Raw genomic sequence first — 18,955 nt, 5'->3', positions numbered from 1 at the left:
GGCAGGGATGAAGACTCTCGAACAAACCCAGTCCTGGCCCGCAGAAAACGTCTCCGCCGCCGTCGTCAGTGCCGACGGGACCGTCCTCGGAACCGCCGGCGACCAGCAGCGGCGCTTCCCCCTGGCCTCCGTCACCAAGCTGCTGACCGCCTATGCGTTCCAGGTGGCGCTGGAAGAAGAGGCCGTTGCACTGGACGATCCGGCGGGCCCGGAAGGTTCCACTATCCGGCACCTGCTCGCCCACACCGGCGGCTACGACTTTGGCGACCGAACAGTCCGCTACGAGCCCGGAACCCGTCGCCTCTACTCCAACGCGGGGTTTGAGGTGCTTGGCGAGCACCTGGAAGAGGCGACGGGCATCGCGTTCGCGGACTACCTCTCTGAGGCAGTCCTGACGCCGCTCGGCATGAAGCACACGTCCCTGGACGGCTCCCCCGCTGCCGGCGCGGTCTCCACCGTGGCGGATCTGTCCCGATTCGCTGCCGAACTGCAGAATCCCCGGCTGATTTCCGCAAACTCACTGGCCGCTGCCACGTCCGTGGTGTTTCCCGGGCTGGCCGGCGTGGGGCCTGGCTTCGGCCGGCAGCAGGAAAACGACTGGGGGCTCGGGTTCGAGATCCGCAACGGCAAATCCCCGCACTGGACGGGACAGTCCAACTCCCCGCAGACCTTCGGGCACTTCGGACAGTCGGGGACCTTCCTGTGGGTGGATCCGGAGCTGAAAACCGCTGCGGTGGCCCTCACCGACCGGGATTTCGGGCCCTGGGCAGCCGAGACGTGGCCGGTTTTCAACGACGCACTGGCCGCGGAGCTGAAGGACCGCTAAACGGCCGCTACCAGCGTCCTTTCCGCGGACGCTTCTGGCAGACCGGGCAGGAGTAGGACGACCGGTTCATGAAGGAATCCCGCCGGATCAGGGTGGGGAGGCCGGCTGCCTCACAGCGCGGGCACGGCTGGCCTTCCCGACCGTAGGCGTTCAGCGACCGGGCAAAGTAGCCCGATGCGCCGTTGACATTGACGTACAGCGAATCGAAGCTGGTTCCGCCGGCTCCGAGTGCCCGGAGCATCACGTCCCGGGCTGCTTCCACCAGGCGCAGCGCGTCCGCCCGGCGCATGGTGTCGGTGGGGCGGGCGAAGTGCAGCTTCGCGGCCCACAGGGCTTCATCCGCATAGATGTTTCCCACGCCGGAGACCAGTCCCTGGTCCAGCAGCGCCCGCTTGATGCCAGTGCGCCGTGCGCGCAGCCGGCGGTAGAAATCGTCAAAGGAAAACGCTGGATCCAGCGGATCACGGGCAATGTGCGCTGCCTCAGAGGGAACCAGGGCCAGTCCGGTTTCGGACAGCCCTCCGGGTTCCCCGTCAGGAGTGGGCAGCAGATCGGCCAGGAAGACCCCGCCGAAGATCCGCTGGTCCACGAAGCGCAGTTCTGCGGGCATGGGAACGCCGTCATCGTCCACGGCGGGGCTGAGCGTGAACCGGACCTTAAGGTGTTTTTCATCCGGCAGGGCTGAGTCCTCCATTAACAGCTGCCCGCTCATGCCCAGGTGCGCCATGAGTGCAAACGGCGGGGCGGCGTCGGGCGCTGTGGCTTCCACGAGCGGCATCCACAGGAATTTGCCGCGCCGCGCTACGTCCAGGACACGGGCGCCTTCCAGGTTGCCGCGCAGGTCCTCAGGGCCGGGGGCGTGACGGCGGACGGAGCGCGGGTCCAGGACCTCTACGTGAAGGATCGTGCGGCCACGCACCCAGCGGGCCAGTCCGCGGCGGACTACCTCGACTTCGGGCAGCTCGGGCACGGCAGGTTAAGCGCCGGCGGGGGCGGACGTCCCGCCGGGCAGGGGCAGCGTGCCTGCTTCGCGCAGAAGCCTGCAGGTATCAGCGGCGGCTTCCTGTTCGGCGTCCTTCTTGGAGCGCCCTGTTCCGGTGCCGTACGCGCGGCCGCCGATGTGCAGGACGGCCACGAAGCTGCGGGAATGGTCCGGACCGGAGCCGGTAACGCGGTATTCGATGTCACCCAGTTTCCGGGCGGCGGCGATTTCCTGGATGCTGGTCTTCCAGTCAGTGCCGGCTCCGAGGGCTTCCGCGTCCTGGAGCAGCGGACCGATCAGGCGCATGACCATGGAACGCGCGGTTTCCATGCCATGGCACAGGTACACGGCCCCGATCAGGGCTTCGGTGGTGTCGGCAAGGATGGAGGACTTGTCCTTGCCGTTGGTAAGTTTCTCGCCCTGTCCGAGGAGGATGCAGTCGCCGACGTTCAGCTGGCGGGCTACAGAGGCAAGGGCCTTGGTACTCACGACGGCGGAACGCCGTTTGGCGAGCTCGCCTTCGGAGAGATCCGGGTTATCCCGGTACAGGGCGTCCGTCACGGAAAAGCCCAGGATGGAGTCGCCGAGGAACTCCAGCCTTTCATTCGTGGGGATTCCGCCGTGTTCGTAGGCGTAGGACCGGTGGGTGAGCGCAAGACGAAGCGGCGCGGCATCGATATCGACGCCGAGACGCTTCAGAAGCTCTTCAGTGTTTTTCACTTGGTGATTTTGCCCCGAAAAGCAGTGCGCCCCTCCGCTGCCTGCCTTGACGGCATGCGGCAAAAGGGGCAAACACTGGTCTTAGACGTCCGCTACCTTGCGGCCCTTGTATTCAAGGAACAGCGCGGTACCTGCAGAGTCGGTTACGACCTTGGCCTGGTGAGGCAGGCTGTAGGTAACGCGGCCGTTCTCAACGGTCTTCACCAGGTTGGGCGCAGTTGCCTTCCACTGGGACCGGCGTGCACGCGTATTCGAGCGGGACATTTTCCGCTTGGGAACAGCCACGACTAACTCTCTTCTCTCTCGTCTGACTCTGTACTTTTTGCCGCTTCGTTGTCAGCGGCGGTGCCAGTCAACCCGGCGAGGGCTGCCCAGCGAGGATCCACGACTTCATGGTGGTGACCCGGATCCTCCTCAAGGCGCACCCCGCATTCGGGGCAAAGGCCTTCGCAGTCCTCCCGGCACACCGGCTGGAACGGCAGGGAAATAACCACTGCGTCCCGCAAAACCGGTTCAAGATCGATGACATCTCGCTCGATCCGGCGTTGCTCTTCTTCCTCTTCTTCTCCGAAGGACTCAGCGTCCTCGTAGTAGAAGAGTTCCTGCACATCGACGTCTTGGTCGTACGCGATGGGCGTCAGGCACCGTCCGCATTCTCCCCTGACGGGAACAACAGCGGTTCCGGATACCAAAATCCCTTCGTGCACGGCCTCAAACCGCAGATCGAGCTCAAGGTCCGATCCATCAGGTACGCCGATCAGCGCAACACCGAAGTCTTTCGGTGCCGGCACATGCTCATGCATGGTCCGCATGGTTCCCGGGCTGCGCCCGAGATCCTTGACATTTACTGCCAAGGGGGAACTCGGATATGACCGCGATGAAACGCTAATGAGAACTCCTGTAGAACATAGACCGACATATCATCTTAGCCTGACCGGGGGGAATCTCTCAAACCGGCCATCCAGGGCCACTTCGCCGCGCGGCGGGCGGTACCCGGCGCGGCCATCCTTTACCAGTCTAAGGCAGGAACAGTCCGACGCCGGATTCAAGGGCTGCGGCTGCTCTCGCCTAGTCTTGGGAGGTGTTCTTTCGACGTACCAGGTCCCTGCGCCTCCTAGCCGCCCTTACCGGTGCCGCGCTTTCCGCACTCCTGGTGTGGCTCCTGGTCGCCATGAACCTTTTCTACTTTCCGCACACGGAAGACCTCCCTGCCCGTGCCGACGCTGTAATCGTCCTGGCCGGTGCGGCTTCGGAGCGCCTGCCTGTGGGGCAGGCGCTGGTGCGCGAAGGACAGGCACCTGTCCTGGTGCTCTCCACCACCGACACACCGGGCAACGCCAACATGGACCTGGTGTGCAACTACTCGACGAACCCTGCCATCAAGTGCTTCGCCCCGAGCCCCCTGTCCACGCGGGCCGAAGCCCGGTCCATTGCCCGTCTGGCTGCCGACAACGGCTGGGAGGACATCGTCGTGGTGACGTCGAAATACCACGTCGTCCGGGCGCAGGCGAACATCAAGCAGTGCACCAACGCCCGCGTGACCATGGTCGGGTCGGAACCTGACCTCGGTCCCGTCCAGTGGCTGGGACGCTTCACGGAGGAAACCGGAGGCGTAGCCGCAGCGTTTGTTCGCCCGGCGTGCGCCTCTCCTATCGGCTAGCTCAGGCGGACAGGCGTTTGAGGACCGCCCGCGGAACGTAGTCAGTGATGTCCCCGCCCAACGCGGCAACTTCCTTGATCAGGCTTGAGGACAAGTGCGTGTAGGAACTCTCCGCTGCGAGGAAGACGGTTTCGACACCGGTGAGCTGCCGGTTCATCACAGCCATTGGCAGCTCGTACTGGTAGTCCTGGACGGACCGCAGGCCTTTCACGACGGCGCTGGCGCCGTGCTCCCGGCAGAACTCCGCGAGCAGCCCCTGCCCCATGGGCACAACCGACACCCCCGCCAGGGACCCCAGCGTCTCGGAGGCGATCTCGAGGCGTTCCTTTTCGGAGAACCGGTACTTCTTGGCGTAGTTCGTTGAAACCGCCACGATCACCTCGTCGAAGAGGTTCGTGGCCCTGGCGATGACTTCCAGGTGTCCGTTGTGGATGGGGTCGAAGGATCCGGGGCATACGGCGCGTCGCATACGTCGAATCTACCCGGTTCCCGGCTGCCGGCCAGGTCAGGCACGGCGGTACGGGCAACTATCCATAAGCGGTGCTAACGTCTTGTCTGTGGAAATACGTCTGACTGGTCCGACCCTTCTAGCCACGAACGTAAGCAACGCGGGACTGGGGAATAGAATGCGCTTCACCCTCAGCGCGTTGAGTCTCGCCCAGAGTATGGGCCGAGACTTCCTCTATGCATGGCCTCAGACGGACCTATTCAAGCCCGCTTTGACGAACTTATGGCATTTCGACCACACCGAAATCCCGTGGGCAGAATCGGTGAAGATCAACAAGACTTACCCCTACGTTAAAGACGCTGAAGCTCTCAATAAGGCTGACATGGTCTGGCACCTACGCAGTGGGGACGCGGTGACCATCCCGGATGGAGCACCGTCGTGGGCTCAACGGCTCCGCGAGTTGATCCCTGCCGCAGTCATCCAGGAGCGTGTCATTGACACATTCCAGCCCTTGGCTGGAGCTCCCTATGTCGGCGTTTCCATCAGGACAAACCACATGGCGCATGCCAAGACCCTCAAGATGTCACCGATCGAGTGGTACATCGGTCGAATGAATGAAATTAGGCAAAGTTACTCGGATGTCAAGTTTTTCATTTCCTGTGACGTACCTGAAGTGCAGGAAAGACTCATTGCCACGTATCCAGAAAGTGTCGCCCTTACCGACAAGGGCGGGTACAATTCAACTGAGGGTGTTATGGCCAGTGTAGTAGACACTTATCTCCTGGCTTCATCCAGCTATATCCTTGCGCCATACTGGTCCTCGTTCCCAGTGCTAGCGTGGGAGCTTTCGGGGCGGAGCATTCCCATAGAAGACAGTTGCAGCGGCCGGAAGGACTTCGAGATTGCAGATTCAAGTCTGGCACTCAATCCCCTGCGCCCCTCAGACCGGCGCGAGAAAACGTTGAAAACCATTTCATAGACGTCTCATACAGGAGGTGGACGCCACCCTGGACGCATCTGATGAGGCGCACCATCCGCCGATCCGTCCGCAGTAATAAACCAGTGCCCTACCGCTGTTGTCCGGCCCAAGCATGAATCCACCAGCATAACCACACAGAATCATGCAGTTTGCGACTTTTTGTCCGCCAGAGACTATCGCTCTCCGACTCTAAGCCGGTCATCTCGATGCAAGCCATTAGCTTGCATCCGTCTAAAATCTAGAATCTTTCTTCCAAGTTGCCCCTTGCTCCCCTCGAGGATATGCCGCACAGAACCTATTCGTCGGCGGGTGACTGATTGGCGCGCTTCGAGCGGAAGAAGCTCCCCCGAAGTCCTAGTTGGTATTCCTACGGATGATTCTTTAAAGCTTCAATGCTTGTGCCTCTGCAATAAAATCTGTGACACTTCCACGCAGCATAAGCGGAAGATGAGCGTCGATGATCTCATCAGTCCAATCCCACCACGAAATTTCGAGTAACTGTTCGATAACTTCAGGGTCGAACCGGTACTTTATTACTTTTGCGGGATTCCCCCCCACAACGGAGTATGGCGCAACATCTTTCGTGACTACGGCGTGAGCGCCTATCACAGCACCGTGACCTACTGTGACGCCCGATGAGATGAACGATGACGCGCCAATCCAGACGTCATTTCCAATCACCACGTCACCGCGGGAACTGTGATCGGAAATTCCCGTTGCTGACGGCCACCATTTGCCCAAAGTGCCGAAAGGATACGACGAAACTGAGTCTGTCCGGTGGTTGCCCAGAGCTATCTCGACACCCGCAGCGATGGAACAGAACTTACCGATCCTAAGCCTGGCTGTCCGTTCAAAGACAGTGGGACGACCATATGTGTGGTCTCCGATCTCCCAACCAAACTTTGCAATACTTTCCGCGAGCGTTGTCCGTGTCAGTTGCGCCCAACGCCCACGGTTTTCCCAATCAGTTGTGGGTGCCGGGGAGGGAAGAGTCTTATTTGTTACATTTTGCACGTGTAGATATTACCCCAAGTGAAGATTCCTGCCTCCACGCCGGGTCTTTGACCATGTATATCCAGGACACGCCTGTCCGCTGTGCACTTCCCCACCTTGGCTCGTCCCAAACAAAGCCAGACTTTTCCCATCCTGTTGCCTAGTTCGGGTGATACTTAAAGACATGACCTCAACACCCCGGACGCACATGCTCAGAGACTCACGGGACGGATGTCCGGCTCCCTGGCAGCGGACGGCGGCGGGGGCTAACCTGCTCGGAGGCGACGGCAACCTCGGCATCACCATCTTCGAAGAGATCACTGCGCTGGCTGGCCGGCACCAGGCGATCAACCTCGGACAGGGATTCCCGGACGAGGACGGACCGGCGGAGATCCGCAACGCGGCCCGCAAGGCGATACTGGCCGGGGCCAACCAGTACGCGCCGGGCATGGGGGTGCCGGTGCTCCGGGAAGCCATCGCCGAGCATCAGGAGCGCTTCTACGGGCTGACTCCGGATCCTGCGACTGAAGTCATGGTGACCACCGGCGCCACCGAAGGCATCGCTGCCACGCTGCTGGCGCTGACCGGACCGGGCGACGAGGTGCTGACCTTCGAACCGTTCTATGACTCCTACGGGGCCATGATCGGCCTCAGCGGCGCCACGCACACCACCGCTCCCCTGCTGGCCCCTGACTTCCTGCCGGACCTGGACGCGCTGGAGCAGGCCTTCACCGACCGGACCCGCGTGGTGCTGGTGAACAATCCGCACAATCCCACGGGCGCCGTCTTCCCTCTCCCGGTCCTGCAGCGGATCGTGGACCTGGCAGTGAAGCACGACGCCGTCATCGTCACCGATGAGGTGTATGAGCACCTCACCTTTGGTCCGCAGCACATCCCGGTCGCCACCCTCCCCGGGGCCGCAGAGCGGACGATCACGCTGTCCTCGGCCGGGAAAACCTTCTCCCTGACCGGCTGGAAGATCGGCTGGCTGACCGGACCCGCTGAACTGGTCGCTGCTGTGCGCACGGTGAAGAGCTTCCTCACCTACAGCTCCGGCGCTCCGTTCCAGGCGGCAGTCGCGGATGGACTGCGAATGGATGATTCCTTCTTTGCCGAAGCCGCCGGCACCCTCCGCGCCAAGCGGAACGTCCTGTCCACCGGCCTGCGGGCAGCCGGACTGGACGTGTTCCAGCCGCAGGGAACCTACTTTGTCATCGCCGACGTCGCTCCCCTGGGCATCGAGGACGCCACCGGTCTTTCCCGGCGCCTGCCGGAACTCGTGGGCGTTGCGGCCATCCCGGTGGCCCCGTTCTGCCATCCCGAGGGCGCGGAGCGGACAAAGACCCTGCTGCGGTTCGCGTTCTGCAAGCGTTTCGATGTGCTCCAGGAAGCCGCTGAGCGCATCGCCCGCCTCGGCGAGGTGCTGTGATGCCCGGCCGGCCACCGTCGCGCCTGCTGCGGGGCATCGGCGCGCACGCCGAACTTGACGAAGACGCTTACACGGAAGGCGCCTGGATCCTTTCCATCGGCGGGGCGCAGCAGTCCCATGTGAACCTCGCCCGGCCGGAAGAGATCTTCTACGAATACCTCCGCCGCATCGGCAATGTGCTGGATGTGGCCGCCGAGCCCGGCCGTCCGCTGCGGACCCTGCACCTGGGCGCCGGAGCCCTCACCCTGGCGCGCTACCTGCAGGCCACGCGGCCCGGCTCGGAACAGACGGCCGTGGAACTGGAACGGGAACTGCTCGACTATGTGCTGGCGTACCTGCCGCTGCCCGAAGGGACCGTTCTGGAAACCGTGATCGGTGACGCCCGTGCGGAGCTGCACAGGTTCGAATCCGGTTCCTTTGATGCGGTGGTGCTCGATGTCTTCGCCGGGGCCGACGCTCCGGAGCATCTGGCGTCGGCCGGTTTCTACGCCGAGCTCAAAGACCTGCTGGCTCCGTCCGGCGTACTGCTGGTCAACGTGGGCGACGATCCGCCCCTGGCGTTCGCGCGCCGCCAGGCGGCGGCGATGCAGCAGGTCTTCGGGAACGGCGGCGATGTGGCCGCTCTCGCCGAAACCAGCATGTTTACCGGCCGTCACCCCGGGAACATTGTGCTGGTTGGAGTTCCGTTCCGGTGGCCGGTGGAATGGACCACGGCCCTGCTGGCGGCCGGACCCCATCCGGCGGCAGTGCTGACCGGAACCGACGTGGACGCCTTCATTTCAGGAAGCTGACATCAGGAGTCCTCTTCCGGCTCCCCCGCCGGCTCGGCGAACCAGAGTGTTGTCTCGCCGTAGGCTTTTTCGCTGAAGCGTTCCAGGCCGGCAGGCCAGGACGGTTCGGGGGAACGGGTGGAGCGTTCCACCACGACGACGGCGCCGTCGGCAAGGTGGCTTTCCAGGGTTTTGAGGACGGCGGCGAGGCCTTCTTCGTCCAGGGTGTAGGGCGGGTCCAGGAAGACCAGGTCCCATTTCAGGGCTTCCGGCACCCGCAGCAGGTACGTCTCTGCCTTGGCCCGGTGCACCTGGACGGCTTCGCGGCCGAGGACCTTGTTGACCAGTGAGGCATTGCGGTGGCAGACGGCAGCGGCTTTTTCGGCGAGCTCCACCAGGTCCACCCGGGCTGCGCCCCTGCTTGCGCTTTCGACGCCGAGGGAGCCCGAACCGGCGAAGAGGTCCAGGACGTAGGCGCCGGAGAGGATGTCGTAGGACTCCAGCCTCGAGAACAGCGCTTCCTTGACACGGTCCGTGGTGGGGCGGGTTCCTGATCCCGGAACGCTGGACAGGGTGGATCCGCCGGCGGCCCCGGCAATGATGCGGCTCATGGGTTCCACTCTAGCCAGCCGGCGCACCCGGCCCGGAATCAGCCTCTTTCCAGGAAGGCTTCCTTCTCCGGGTTGAGGTAGGCCTCGATGGCCTCGTTCAGGCCTGCATGCTCAAGCAGGTCCGGGTCCTCGCCAATCAGGCCATAGGCATCGGCACGCGCCTTCTCGATCACCTTTTCATCCTGGATGGCCCGCAGAAGCTTGAGGGTGGACCGGCCTCCGGACTGGGAGGCGCCCAGGATGTCGCCTTCGCGGCGCAGCTCCAGGTCGCGGCGGGAAAGCTCGAAGCCGTCGGTTGTGGCTGCGACGGCGTCCAGCCGCTCCCGGCTGGGGTGCCCGGCCTCCAGGTTCGTCACCAGCAGGCAGGTTCCGGGCAGGCCGCCTCGTCCCACCCGGCCGCGCAGCTGGTGCAGCTGGGAGATTCCGAAGCGTTCGGCGTCGAGAATCACCATCATGGTGGCGTTGTGCACGTCCACACCCACCTCGATGACGGTGGTGGAGACCAACAGGTCAATCTGCCCCCGGTTAAAGGCGTCCATGGCCGCTGATTTGTCGGCCGGGTCCATCCTGCCGTGCAGCATGCCGAGCCGAATCCCGGCAAGGACAGGCAGTTCCTGCAGCCGTTCCACCACGTCCGTGACGGCGGCCAGCGGCCGCTGATTGCGCTGGGCTGCTTGCTGGGGCGCGTCGTCGACGGCGGCCAGTTCCGTGCCGGGCTCTTCGTCCTGGTCCCCGATTTTGGGGCAGACCACGTAGACCTGGCGCCCGGCGTCGATCTCTTCCCGGGCCCGTGCCCAGATCCGCGGCCCCCAGGCCGGCTTGTCTGCCAGGGGGGCCAGGTAGGTGGAGATCGGGGCCCGGCCGGCCGGAAGTTCGTCCAGCGTGGAGACGTCCAGGTCGCCGAACACCGTCATGGCGACGGTTCGGGGTATGGGCGTCGCTGTCATCACGAGCAGGTGGGGCGTGCCGTTGCGGCCCTTGGTCCGCAGGATGTCACGCTGTTCGACGCCGAAGCGGTGCTGTTCATCCACCACCACCAGGCCCAGGTCCGCGAACTGCACGTTCTCGGAGAGCAGGGCGTGGGTTCCGATGACAATCCCGGCCTCGCCGGACGCTGCGTCCAGGAGGGCCGCTTTGCGCTGGGAGGCGGACATGGAGCCGGTCAGCAGAGTGACCCGGGTACCGAGTTCGCTGCCGCCAAGCAGGCCGCCCTCCGCCAGCGGACCCAGGGTCCGGGTGATGGAGGCGTAGTGCTGGGCGGCGAGGACTTCGGTGGGTGCCAGGAGGGCTGCCTGTCCCCCGGCATCAATGACCTGGAGCATGGCCCGCAGGGCTACCAGGGTCTTGCCGGAGCCGACTTCACCTTGGAGCAGCCGGTTCATGGGGTGCGGCCGGGCAAGGTCGGCGGCCAGTTCGCCGCCGATGCGTGCCTGGCCCGCTGTGAGGGTGAACGGCAGAGCGGCGTCGAAGGATTCCAGGAGCCCTCCCGCTGCGGGCGGGCGCGCTGTCGCGTCCTGCCGGGCGGTTTGGGCATGGCGGCGTGCCAGTGCGGTTTGCAGGACCAGTGCTTCCTGGTAACGGAAGCGGTGCCTGGCTTTGTAGGCCTGTTCAATTTCTGCGGGCCGGTGAATGGCTTCGAAAGCAGCCGGCAGCGCCATCAGCTTGTCCCTGGCGCGGATGGCCTGGGGAACCGGATCACCCAGGCGTTCAGTCTGCAGGCTGTCGAGCAGCACGTCGATGGTCTTTTTGATGTCCCAGCTGGTGAGCTTCGCCGTCGCCGGGTAGACCGGGATGGGCCGGCGTGCTTCTTCCTCGTCGTCGGCCTCATCGTCCAGCAGGACATAGTTGGGGTTGGTCAGCGTGAGCTGGCCTTTGTACACGCCGACCTTGCCCGAGAACATCGCCCGAGTGCCCACCTGCAGTTCCTTCTGGGCGTTGTAGCCGTTGAAGAAGGTGAGGTGCAGCAGGCCCAGGGATCCGTCGGCGTCGTCCGTGACCGTGATCTCCACGATCATGCCTCTGCGTGTCTGCATGCGCCGCGAGTTGTTCGACTGGACCCGCGCCACCAGGGTCACTTCTTCGTCGAAGGGTATCTCCGAAATACGGGTCAGCTCGCCGCGTTCAAGATAGCGGCGGGGAAAGTGGAAGAGCAGCTCCCCCACGGTCGTGATGCCGAGCTGCTTCTCGATCTTGTCCGCAGACTTCTTGCCGATCCGGCGGTCGAGTGGATAGTCGAGTTCGCCGGGGATCCTGTCCTGCATGGAGGCTTAGGCTTCGCGGGCCAGGCCGCCGCCGGCTGTGGCGCCGGGGACGGGAACCTGCGGGATTTCGCTTGTCTGGTGCCCGTTGGCGGAGAGCTCGGTAATCGTGACGTTGGTTGGTTCCCCAACGGTGCGCAGAAGCTCCAGCGCTGCCCCGGCGTCCGGCGTGTGCACATGGACCCGCCAGCGGTACCCGTCGCCGACAGGGCTGACGGCGCTCATGATGACGGACTCCCCCAGTTCGTCCAGCTGCAGCCTCATGGTGGCTGCGTCGAGTGGGGAAAGGACGATGGTGCACATCACTTCCACGCCCTCCAGCTGCGGCTGGGTGCTGTGGATGTGCGGATCCTGGACGTCGTAGCCGTGCAGGCCGTCCAGCAGCTCGCCCTGCAGTTCCTCACCGAGGGCAGCGGCGCGGAGCGCGTCCAGCACCAGCAGGAAGCCGACGCCGCCGGCGTCCACCACGCGGGCATCGGTAAGGGTTTTGAGCTGCTCTTCGGTGCGGATGACGGCGGCAAGCGCGGCGGTCATCACTGCCCGCAGTGTCTCGGCCAGCCCGGCGTTGGAATCATCCCCGGTCTGGGCGGGTTCAACGCGGGAAGCGGCCCGGGCTGCTTCCTCCAGGACCGAGAGCATGGTGCCGGGCACCGGATCACTGAGCACGGACCAGGAACGCAGCTGCGCCCGTTCCAGTGCCCGGGCCAGCAACGGCGCCGAAAGCCGGGTGTCGCCTGCCAGCGGCTCGGCCATCGCGGTGAGGAAGACGGAGAGCAGGGTGCCGGAATTGCCCCGCGCCTGTTCCATGGCGGAGCGGCCTGCTGCTGAGAGCAGTTCGCCGATGTCCTGGGTGTCGAGTTCTGCGGCTGCAGCGGAGGCGGCCCTCATGGTGAGGTACAGGTTGGTGCCGGTGTCGCCGTCGGCTACAGGGAAGATATTGATGGCGTTCAGCCGGTCGCTGTGGTTTCCCAGCGAGATTTCTGCCTTGCTCAACCATCGCTTCAGCGCCTGCGCGTTGGCGGTGATCTTAGTCTGCAAAGTAGTCCCGTTCCTTGCTGATGCTCATGCTGCTGCCCCGAAGGGTTTGTAGCCAGTGCCTTGTTGTCATCCAAGGCACCGTTCACCCGGAGCAGCCTGTCATCAAGGAAGCCTACCGCAGGGCCCTGACAGCGGCCGAGAACGCAGGGAGAATCTGTGCGAAAGTGGTGCCCATGGGTAAACGGCTGCATATGGAGGCTGCGGCTGCGCGGCACATGGGTTCTTGGAACGCCGGCGAGGCTGAAGAAGTCAGCGCTGTCCGGCCGGCGGGTGCCGTGAGGCCGGAGCCGGCGCGCTCGTATCGGCGGAAGCGCGCCGTTGTCATCGCCTTGTCGGTCCTGGTTTCAGCGTCGGTTCCGGCCCTGGTTGTCCTGCTGGTGCTTTTCGGCTAGAGGCCGCCCGGATACGGGGCAGAACCCGGGAAATCCGGAAAGCGGATAGAATCGGCGGACTACGCTCACACTCGTATGAACCATGGGGTACCGCTATGCCACTCATTATGCCTATCTACGGCACTCGTCCTGAAGCCATCAAGATGGCGCCTATTGTGGCTGCGCTGCACGAATCCACCACGCTGGAGCAGTTTACGACAGTCACCGGTCAGCACCGGTCCATGCTCGACCAGGTGAACGGCCTCTTCGGGATCGTTCCCGACCACGACCTCAATATTTTCTCTCCGGGCCAGACCCTTAACGGCATCCTGACGAAGACCATTGACGGCCTGGACAAGCTCTTCAGCGTCAGCCGTCCCGATGCGGTTGTTGTCCAGGGTGACACGACAACATCCACTGCCGGCGCCATCGCTGCGTTCTACCACAGCATTCCCGTCGTCCACGTTGAAGCGGGCCTGCGCAGCGGTGATCTCTTCTCTCCCTTCCCGGAGGAAGCCAACCGCAAAATGACGTCACAAATTGCCAGCCTGCACCTGGCGCCGACCACCACGAGCCGGGACAACCTGCTCAAGGAGAACATTCCCGCCGCCGATATCGCTGTCACCGGCAACACGGTCATTGATGCCCTGTTCATGACCGTCGACAAGAAGGTTCCGTTCTCCGATCCCGTACTGGAAAAGCTGGCGGAGGACGGCGGACGCATCCTGCTGGTCACCACGCACCGCCGCGAAAACCAGGGCGAGGCCATGCGCGGCGTTGGCCGGGCACTGGCCAGGATCGCCGATGCAGAGCCGGAGCTCACCATCGTTGTTCCCCTCCACAAGAACCCGGTGGTCCGCGCTGCCGTGATGCCCTTTATCGAGGGGAAGGAAAACGTCCTCGTGGTCGAGCCGCTTGCCTACGGTGAATTCACCCGGATGCTCGCGATGTCCCATGTAGTCCTGACCGACTCCGGCGGAGTCCAGGAAGAAGCTCCCAGCCTGGGCAAGCCGGTGCTGGTCATGCGGGAAAACACCGAGCGCCCGGAAGCCGTTGTTGCCGGCACGGTCAAGCTGATCGGCACCGACGAGGACAGGATCGTCACCGAGGTGGACCAACTGCTGAACGACCAGAGATATTTCGATTCCATGGCCAACGCGGTGAACCCCTATGGTGACGGAAAGGCTGCCTCGCGCACCGTTGCGGCCATCGAGGAGCTGCTCGGGGTTGGGTCACGGATCGCAGACTTCGGCGATGCCTGACAGAAAAGTTTTTGTCTACGGGAGTCATGCCGCCGCAGGCCTGGTCAATAACTACAGTGAAGGTGTTGCGAGAACGGGCTATGTCGTCCGCCAGTCCCTGATAAGCGCCATGAACGGTCCAAGCGGTGTGAGCTTTGAGCTGCCACCGGGGCTGACGGGCGCAGCCGCGCATCAGGTCAGGCAGGATGCTCTAGCCTCCCTTCCTGCCGAGGTGGAGGAAAAAACCTCAAACGTTGACTGCATCCTGTGGGATCTGGCCGACGAGCGCTTCGGCGTGCACGCCCTGACAGACGGAACTTTCATCACGGCGTCCCCGCAGTTGAAGAACGCAGAGTTGCACGGGGCAGCGATTTCAAATTTTGTCAGGTTTGGAACGCGTGAGCACCTGGTTTTGTGGAAGGCTGCGGCCGATCGCTTCGTTGATTTGATAACTAGCCTGGGACTGCGTTCAAAGACATTCGTGCTCCAGATGCCATGGGCTTCGCATGATGAGAACGGCGAAGGGCTCGAGCTGCCATTTGGCCTGCGCTCACGAGCCGCCAATGCCGCGTTCAAACCGTACTACCGTCATCTCCGCCGACGGGGTATCAGGGTCATAAAGGAACGCAAGACAACCGCTGCATCGGGTCATCAGCTTGGTCCGTCGCCCCTGAACATCAGGGATTCTCACTTTCACAGCGTTTCGGAGCAGCTTGCCTCTGCCCTGGATGTGACTGGCACAGGCGCGAATCCCCAGTGGAACTGGGATGCGCACCACCGGGCGCCGGTTCTGCGGTGGAGTGATCCGGAGCAGCTAAATGTCAGGAGGGCGGGGCGTACAGAGCACCGGATAGCGCCTCGTAAGGCTATCGGAGAAAAGTTCCCAGCCCGCTTTCTTTTGCAGAATACAGGGTCAGACACGCTGCTCGTTGTCAGTCACGGTGCACTTCCCCGAGCAAAATACAAGGTTCCGCGATTCGAATTTCTTTCAACTCTTGAGGCCCGAACGGAGAATCTACTCTTCCTCGCGGATGGTGCACTCGAGAGTAACGCAGGGCTGGAACTTGCTTGGTTTACCGGGGACTCGCATGATGACCTGACGCAGCGTTTTAGTTCGATCGTCCGGTTAGTGTCTGAACAGTTGGGCGTGAAAAAAATACTCTTTATCGGTGGATCAGGCGGTGGATTCGCTTCGGTTAATCTCGCAGCAGCCACTCCCGGTTCGCGGGCCCTTGTCTTCAACCCGCAAACCGCTATCCGGCGGTATTGGGCCAAGTCCGTATCTGCCTATCAAAAAACACTTTTTCCCGAAATGGCCTCCCCACTTCAGTTGGACGAGCTCGGGAAGCGTGTCAGCCTGGTGACCCGGATCGCAGCTGAGCGTCCCACGACCTACCAGATCATCTACGTGCAGAACGACGATGATGCCTTCCACGTGGAAAACCATCTCAAGCCATTCGCGCGAGTTCTAGGGATGGGTCCTGAAACCGCAACTTCCTCCGACGGCAACGTCCAGTTCGTCGTTGAACGTTTTGCCTCTGGTCATAATATGCCTTACCGCGAAGTCCTAAATGGTTTTATTGATTACGCTCTCGAAAACTGGGGAGACAACCTTCCCCGTGAAATTCGAAAGCCTACGCTGAACGATCAAGGTGAGAAAAAAACCAGACATGTTCACTGAAACTCAACTCACCGCTATGCGAAAGATTGTTTTTGAACAATTTACTTCACCTCGTGGTCCGGCCGAACAGCAGCGAGCGGACCTCTTTCTCAAAGAGCAAGTTCTAACTTCAGCCGCGTACCCCAGCGTCTCTCTGAATGAGAGCGATGTGTGGGGAGAACGAGATTCGCGCAGCCACGAACGTTTTCTTCACGCGTTTCTTTTTTTCATGGACTGGTTTGGAACGGTATTGGCAGGAGAGCGCACAAAGGTGGAAGCTTGCCGCGCAGCCATGCGTATTATCGAATCCTGGTCAGCCGTAAACGGGAAGTACCCTGGGGGGTCGCCTATGGCTTACCACGACGAGACTACCGCTCAACGCCTCATAATCCTTCTCAGACTCCAACCGATTCTCGCGGAAAACGTCGATCCGGACTCCCTTGAGTTTGTGCGTCGCCTGATGGACGAGACTGCCGTATTGTTGACAGACTCAGCCTTCCATTCTCCGGGAAATAATCATGGAATGTTCCAGGACCTGGCGCTCTTATACTATTCGATCCTCGGCGACTGGATCGAGGATGCCACCCGCGAAACGTTCATGCAGTTGGCATTCAGTCGCTTAGATGAATACTTCAGTTCGTGTTTTACCGCAGAAGGGGTTCATATTGAAAACACCCCTACCTACCATATAATGGTCTGTCGATATGTCTCCGTGGTCCAACGCTTGGCCGCGAGCATCGAACACAAAAACGCTGAAAAATTCGGCACCCTTCTCTCTAAAGCTGAAACATACGCAACCCATGCACTAATGCCGAATGGCCTGTACCCGCCTATCAGTGATACAGCACAGCGTCCTGTAAACACCAGGGCATTCCTTCGAACCTTCCCCAGTAAAGAATTCCTTTACGCGGCTTCAGGCGGCCGCCAGGGCAGCCCGCCTAAAGAGAGATTTCTTGTTCTGCCCCAGACCGGCTATCTAATATATAGGAGCGCGTGGAACGACAGAAACGCCACCTATGCATTTTTTTCGGCGGCGTACAATTCTGGCTACCACAAGCACTCAGATGACCTAAGCCTTTTTCTACGCAGCGGAGACATGGACTTATTGGCCGAATCCGGCCCCTATAGTTACGATTACAAGGACCCACTTTCACGCTACGCTTATTCTCAATTTTCACATAATAGTTTGGTTGTTGATGGGCGTAGCCTCCCGCGAACGGATGACCGTTCAGCGTCTGTCAACCTTGTTGTCGAGGAACAGACATGTAGCCGAGTGCTCGTTGAAGGTACCAACGCTCGTTATAAAGATACAAAACACACGCGGCAACTTGAGATAGACGAGTCGTCCGGGTCGCCTCGTATTAATCTCGTTGACACGGTCACTAGTGGGGGTGAACATACCTACCAACTACTTTGGAATCTAGGCGCGCATGTCACGGCAGTGGTCCATGGGCAAGGTTTCGAGCTTTTTAATGGAGAAAAAAAGGTCATGGACCTCATATTCCGGGCCAACGTTCCGACTCGACTGACCGTTCATAAGGGAAGGTTGAAACCGCGTCCCTTGGGCTGGACATTTCCAAACTTTGGCGAGGCTGTACCTAGCAGTGTTGTTTCTATAGAGTTCAGCGGGAAGAGCGCCGAAATACAGAGTTCCATCCGTCTTGCAGAATTTTCCTATACAGATCGGGGGATTTTCTATAAAGACGGGTGGAGGCGTTACCAAGGCGCGGTTTTACTAAACTACCTATTTCAGCCAGCCGCTAATGGGACAACAGAGCGCCTAGTTGTCTGCTTTACCGCCATCCATGGGGCCGGAGACTTTACATACAACTACAAGTCGACGATTGATCAAACTGATACAGCGGCGCTCTACATACTTGACGACTTTGGTGACCAAGGTGCTTATTATTATTCTGATCACGAGTCAACCGGAATTTTTGATTCAGTACAGAATTTGATCAAAAAGATCATGGCGGAACACGGTCTTGATGCTACTAAGGTTGCCACTGCCGGATCCTCAAAAGGCGGCTCTGGTGCCCTTATCCATGGTCTGGCACTCGGTGTTGATCGGATCATCGTTGGAGCTCCCCAAACTAGAATCGGCTCGTTCCTCAGCGGACCACACCCCAACATACTTGAGTTTATGACTGGCGGCACCACGCCAGATGATATCAGTCGTCTAAACTCGATCATTCCTGGACTTATGCGAAATGCTTCATCGACGACGACCATCTTTGTCGTTGTTGGTGAAGCGGACCATCACTACAAAAAGCACGTCGTACCGTTGATAGCTGACGCTGAAGAGCATGGTATCGCGGTTTCGCCGTTGTTACTTCCTGGCATTGCACACGCCGACATCGGAAAGATTTTTAGACTCTATCTTCGCGCGCACATTGACCAGTGGGTAGATAGGTCTAATGAGACTGTCCTTCCTTACAAGCTTTATCATAGTGCAGTAGGAAATAAGCTGACGATTGAGATATTCTCGGCTTCAGGCTCGAAGCATGCTTTCAGACTTTATCGAGACTCGAAAGTTGTGGAGCAAACTGCTTATTCGACCGAGCGGAAAGCTGTGTTTCACAATATTCTTCCTGGGACCTACCGCATACGCGTGTCATCCAGAATAGTTAGGTCCAGTACGTCATCTGCTTTCACAACGCGTCGTCTCGTGATACCTGAGATGAGCTCCGGCAGCCCCATAGAGATGCCACTCTCGGAAACAACATACTCGTGCCTAGGGCCGCTGCGGAACACGACGGTAGTTTCAAGGTTCCAAGCATTGATTAGGATAAAACGAACTAAGGTAACGCGTTTCCTTCTGCAAGCGAAACGACGAGCAGTGACAACCGTGCCCCTGTATCTTAGGAACCTGCTCGCGACAGCTCGCAAGCGGCTCAGGTTCGTTCCCCGTGCGGGCCGTGAACTTATCGGGCGCCGGACCAATCAGGACGGTCAAAACTAGGGAGCCC

The 18,955-nt window shown here is 61.1% G+C and carries 18 protein-coding genes; 9 read left to right on the top strand and 9 right to left on the bottom strand.

Annotated elements, in window-relative coordinates:
• Positions 1-7: 7 nt before the first annotated feature.
• Positions 8-826: a serine hydrolase domain-containing protein gene (locus TVB01_RS05320; RefSeq protein ID WP_422454689.1), complete on the top strand. Its 819-nt coding sequence runs from the start codon at positions 8-10 to the stop codon at positions 824-826.
• 7 nt (positions 827-833) lie between these two features.
• Here TVB01_RS05320 and mutM read toward each other — a convergent pair whose 3' ends face one another.
• The 4 genes from mutM to TVB01_RS05300 form a co-directional block, all read right to left on the bottom strand.
• A complete protein-coding gene (gene mutM, locus TVB01_RS05315) occupies positions 834-1,796 on the bottom strand; it encodes a bifunctional DNA-formamidopyrimidine glycosylase/DNA-(apurinic or apyrimidinic site) lyase (protein ID WP_422454687.1) in 963 nt (320 codons plus the stop codon).
• A gap of 6 nt (positions 1,797-1,802) precedes the next feature.
• Positions 1,803-2,528: a ribonuclease III gene (gene rnc, locus TVB01_RS05310; protein WP_422454685.1), complete on the bottom strand. Its 726-nt coding sequence runs from the start codon at positions 2,526-2,528 to the stop codon at positions 1,803-1,805.
• An 81-nt stretch (positions 2,529-2,609) separates the two neighbouring features.
• Positions 2,610-2,813, bottom strand: coding sequence for a 50S ribosomal protein L32 (gene rpmF / locus TVB01_RS05305; protein ID WP_055240805.1), 204 nt, complete (start codon positions 2,811-2,813; stop codon positions 2,610-2,612).
• A 2-nt stretch (positions 2,814-2,815) separates the two neighbouring features.
• Positions 2,816-3,382, bottom strand: a complete 567-nt coding sequence (locus tag TVB01_RS05300; RefSeq protein ID WP_422454683.1) for a YceD family protein — start codon at positions 3,380-3,382, stop codon at positions 2,816-2,818.
• Between the two features lie 227 nt (positions 3,383-3,609).
• Here TVB01_RS05300 and TVB01_RS05295 point away from each other — a divergent pair, with 227 nt between their 5' ends.
• A complete protein-coding gene (locus TVB01_RS05295) occupies positions 3,610-4,188 on the top strand; it encodes an ElyC/SanA/YdcF family protein (RefSeq protein WP_422454681.1) in 579 nt (192 codons plus the stop codon).
• 1 nt (position 4,189) lies between these two features.
• Here the strand turns inward: TVB01_RS05295 and coaD are convergent, their stop codons facing one another.
• Positions 4,190-4,657: a pantetheine-phosphate adenylyltransferase gene (gene coaD, locus TVB01_RS05290; protein WP_422454679.1), complete on the bottom strand. Its 468-nt coding sequence runs from the start codon at positions 4,655-4,657 to the stop codon at positions 4,190-4,192.
• A gap of 157 nt (positions 4,658-4,814) precedes the next feature.
• On the opposite strand from coaD, the gene TVB01_RS05285 reads away from it, so the two are divergent.
• Entirely contained in the window at positions 4,815-5,615 is an 801-nt protein-coding gene (locus TVB01_RS05285) for a hypothetical protein (RefSeq protein ID WP_422454677.1), read from the top strand.
• A 381-nt stretch (positions 5,616-5,996) separates the two neighbouring features.
• On the opposite strand, the gene TVB01_RS05280 is transcribed toward TVB01_RS05285, so the two are convergent.
• Positions 5,997-6,629 (bottom strand): CatB-related O-acetyltransferase, encoded by a 633-nt coding sequence (locus TVB01_RS05280; protein WP_422454676.1) that lies wholly within the window; start codon positions 6,627-6,629, stop codon positions 5,997-5,999.
• A gap of 163 nt (positions 6,630-6,792) precedes the next feature.
• Here TVB01_RS05280 and TVB01_RS05275 point away from each other — a divergent pair, with 163 nt between their 5' ends.
• Both TVB01_RS05275 and TVB01_RS05270 read left to right on the top strand, forming a co-directional pair.
• The gene (locus TVB01_RS05275) at positions 6,793-8,037 is read left to right on the top strand and encodes an aminotransferase class I/II-fold pyridoxal phosphate-dependent enzyme (protein WP_422454674.1); all 1,245 of its coding nucleotides are present in this window, start codon (positions 6,793-6,795) and stop codon (positions 8,035-8,037) included.
• On the top strand, positions 8,037-8,828 hold the full coding sequence (locus tag TVB01_RS05270) for a spermidine synthase (protein ID WP_422454672.1): 792 nt from the start codon (positions 8,037-8,039) through the stop codon (positions 8,826-8,828). The genes TVB01_RS05275 and TVB01_RS05270 overlap by 1 nt, the downstream gene beginning before the upstream one ends.
• 2 nt (positions 8,829-8,830) lie before the next feature.
• Here TVB01_RS05270 and rsmD read toward each other — a convergent pair whose 3' ends face one another.
• From rsmD to TVB01_RS05255, 3 genes are read right to left on the bottom strand one after another with little or no spacing between them, the layout of a single operon-like run.
• A complete protein-coding gene (gene rsmD / locus TVB01_RS05265) occupies positions 8,831-9,418 on the bottom strand; it encodes a 16S rRNA (guanine(966)-N(2))-methyltransferase RsmD (protein WP_422454670.1) in 588 nt (195 codons plus the stop codon).
• 38 nt (positions 9,419-9,456) lie between these two features.
• A complete protein-coding gene (gene recG / locus TVB01_RS05260; RefSeq protein ID WP_422454669.1) occupies positions 9,457-11,679 on the bottom strand; it encodes an ATP-dependent DNA helicase RecG in 2,223 nt (740 codons plus the stop codon).
• Between the two features lie 6 nt (positions 11,680-11,685).
• Positions 11,686-12,714, bottom strand: coding sequence for a DAK2 domain-containing protein (locus TVB01_RS05255; RefSeq protein WP_422454667.1), 1,029 nt, complete (start codon positions 12,712-12,714; stop codon positions 11,686-11,688).
• 14 nt (positions 12,715-12,728) lie between these two features.
• Between TVB01_RS05255 and TVB01_RS05250 the strand changes: the two genes are divergently transcribed.
• The 4 genes from TVB01_RS05250 to TVB01_RS05235 all read left to right on the top strand — a co-directional run bounded on the left by TVB01_RS05250 (position 12,729) and on the right by TVB01_RS05235 (position 18,948).
• A complete protein-coding gene (locus TVB01_RS05250) occupies positions 12,729-13,106 on the top strand; it encodes a hypothetical protein (protein WP_422454665.1) in 378 nt (125 codons plus the stop codon).
• Between the two features lie 95 nt (positions 13,107-13,201).
• On the top strand, positions 13,202-14,347 hold the full coding sequence (wecB, locus tag TVB01_RS05245) for a non-hydrolyzing UDP-N-acetylglucosamine 2-epimerase (protein ID WP_422454663.1): 1,146 nt from the start codon (positions 13,202-13,204) through the stop codon (positions 14,345-14,347).
• A complete protein-coding gene (locus TVB01_RS05240; protein WP_422454661.1) occupies positions 14,340-16,007 on the top strand; it encodes a DUF6270 domain-containing protein in 1,668 nt (555 codons plus the stop codon). Before wecB ends, TVB01_RS05240 begins: the two co-directional genes overlap by 8 nt.
• Positions 15,997-18,948 carry a heparinase II/III domain-containing protein gene (locus tag TVB01_RS05235; RefSeq protein ID WP_422454659.1) on the top strand — a complete coding sequence of 984 codons (2,952 nt, stop codon included), beginning with the start codon at positions 15,997-15,999 and terminating at the stop codon, positions 18,946-18,948. Before TVB01_RS05240 ends, TVB01_RS05235 begins: the two co-directional genes overlap by 11 nt.
• Positions 18,949-18,955 lie beyond the last annotated feature (7 nt).

This window comes from Arthrobacter sp. 7Tela_A1 (assembly GCF_049311065.1).
In the GTDB taxonomy this organism is placed as follows: Bacteria; Actinomycetota; Actinomycetes; order Actinomycetales; family Micrococcaceae; genus Arthrobacter_B.
The sequence above is the reverse complement of the archived record's forward strand: the minus strand, read 5'-3'. Positions and strand labels throughout refer to the sequence as shown.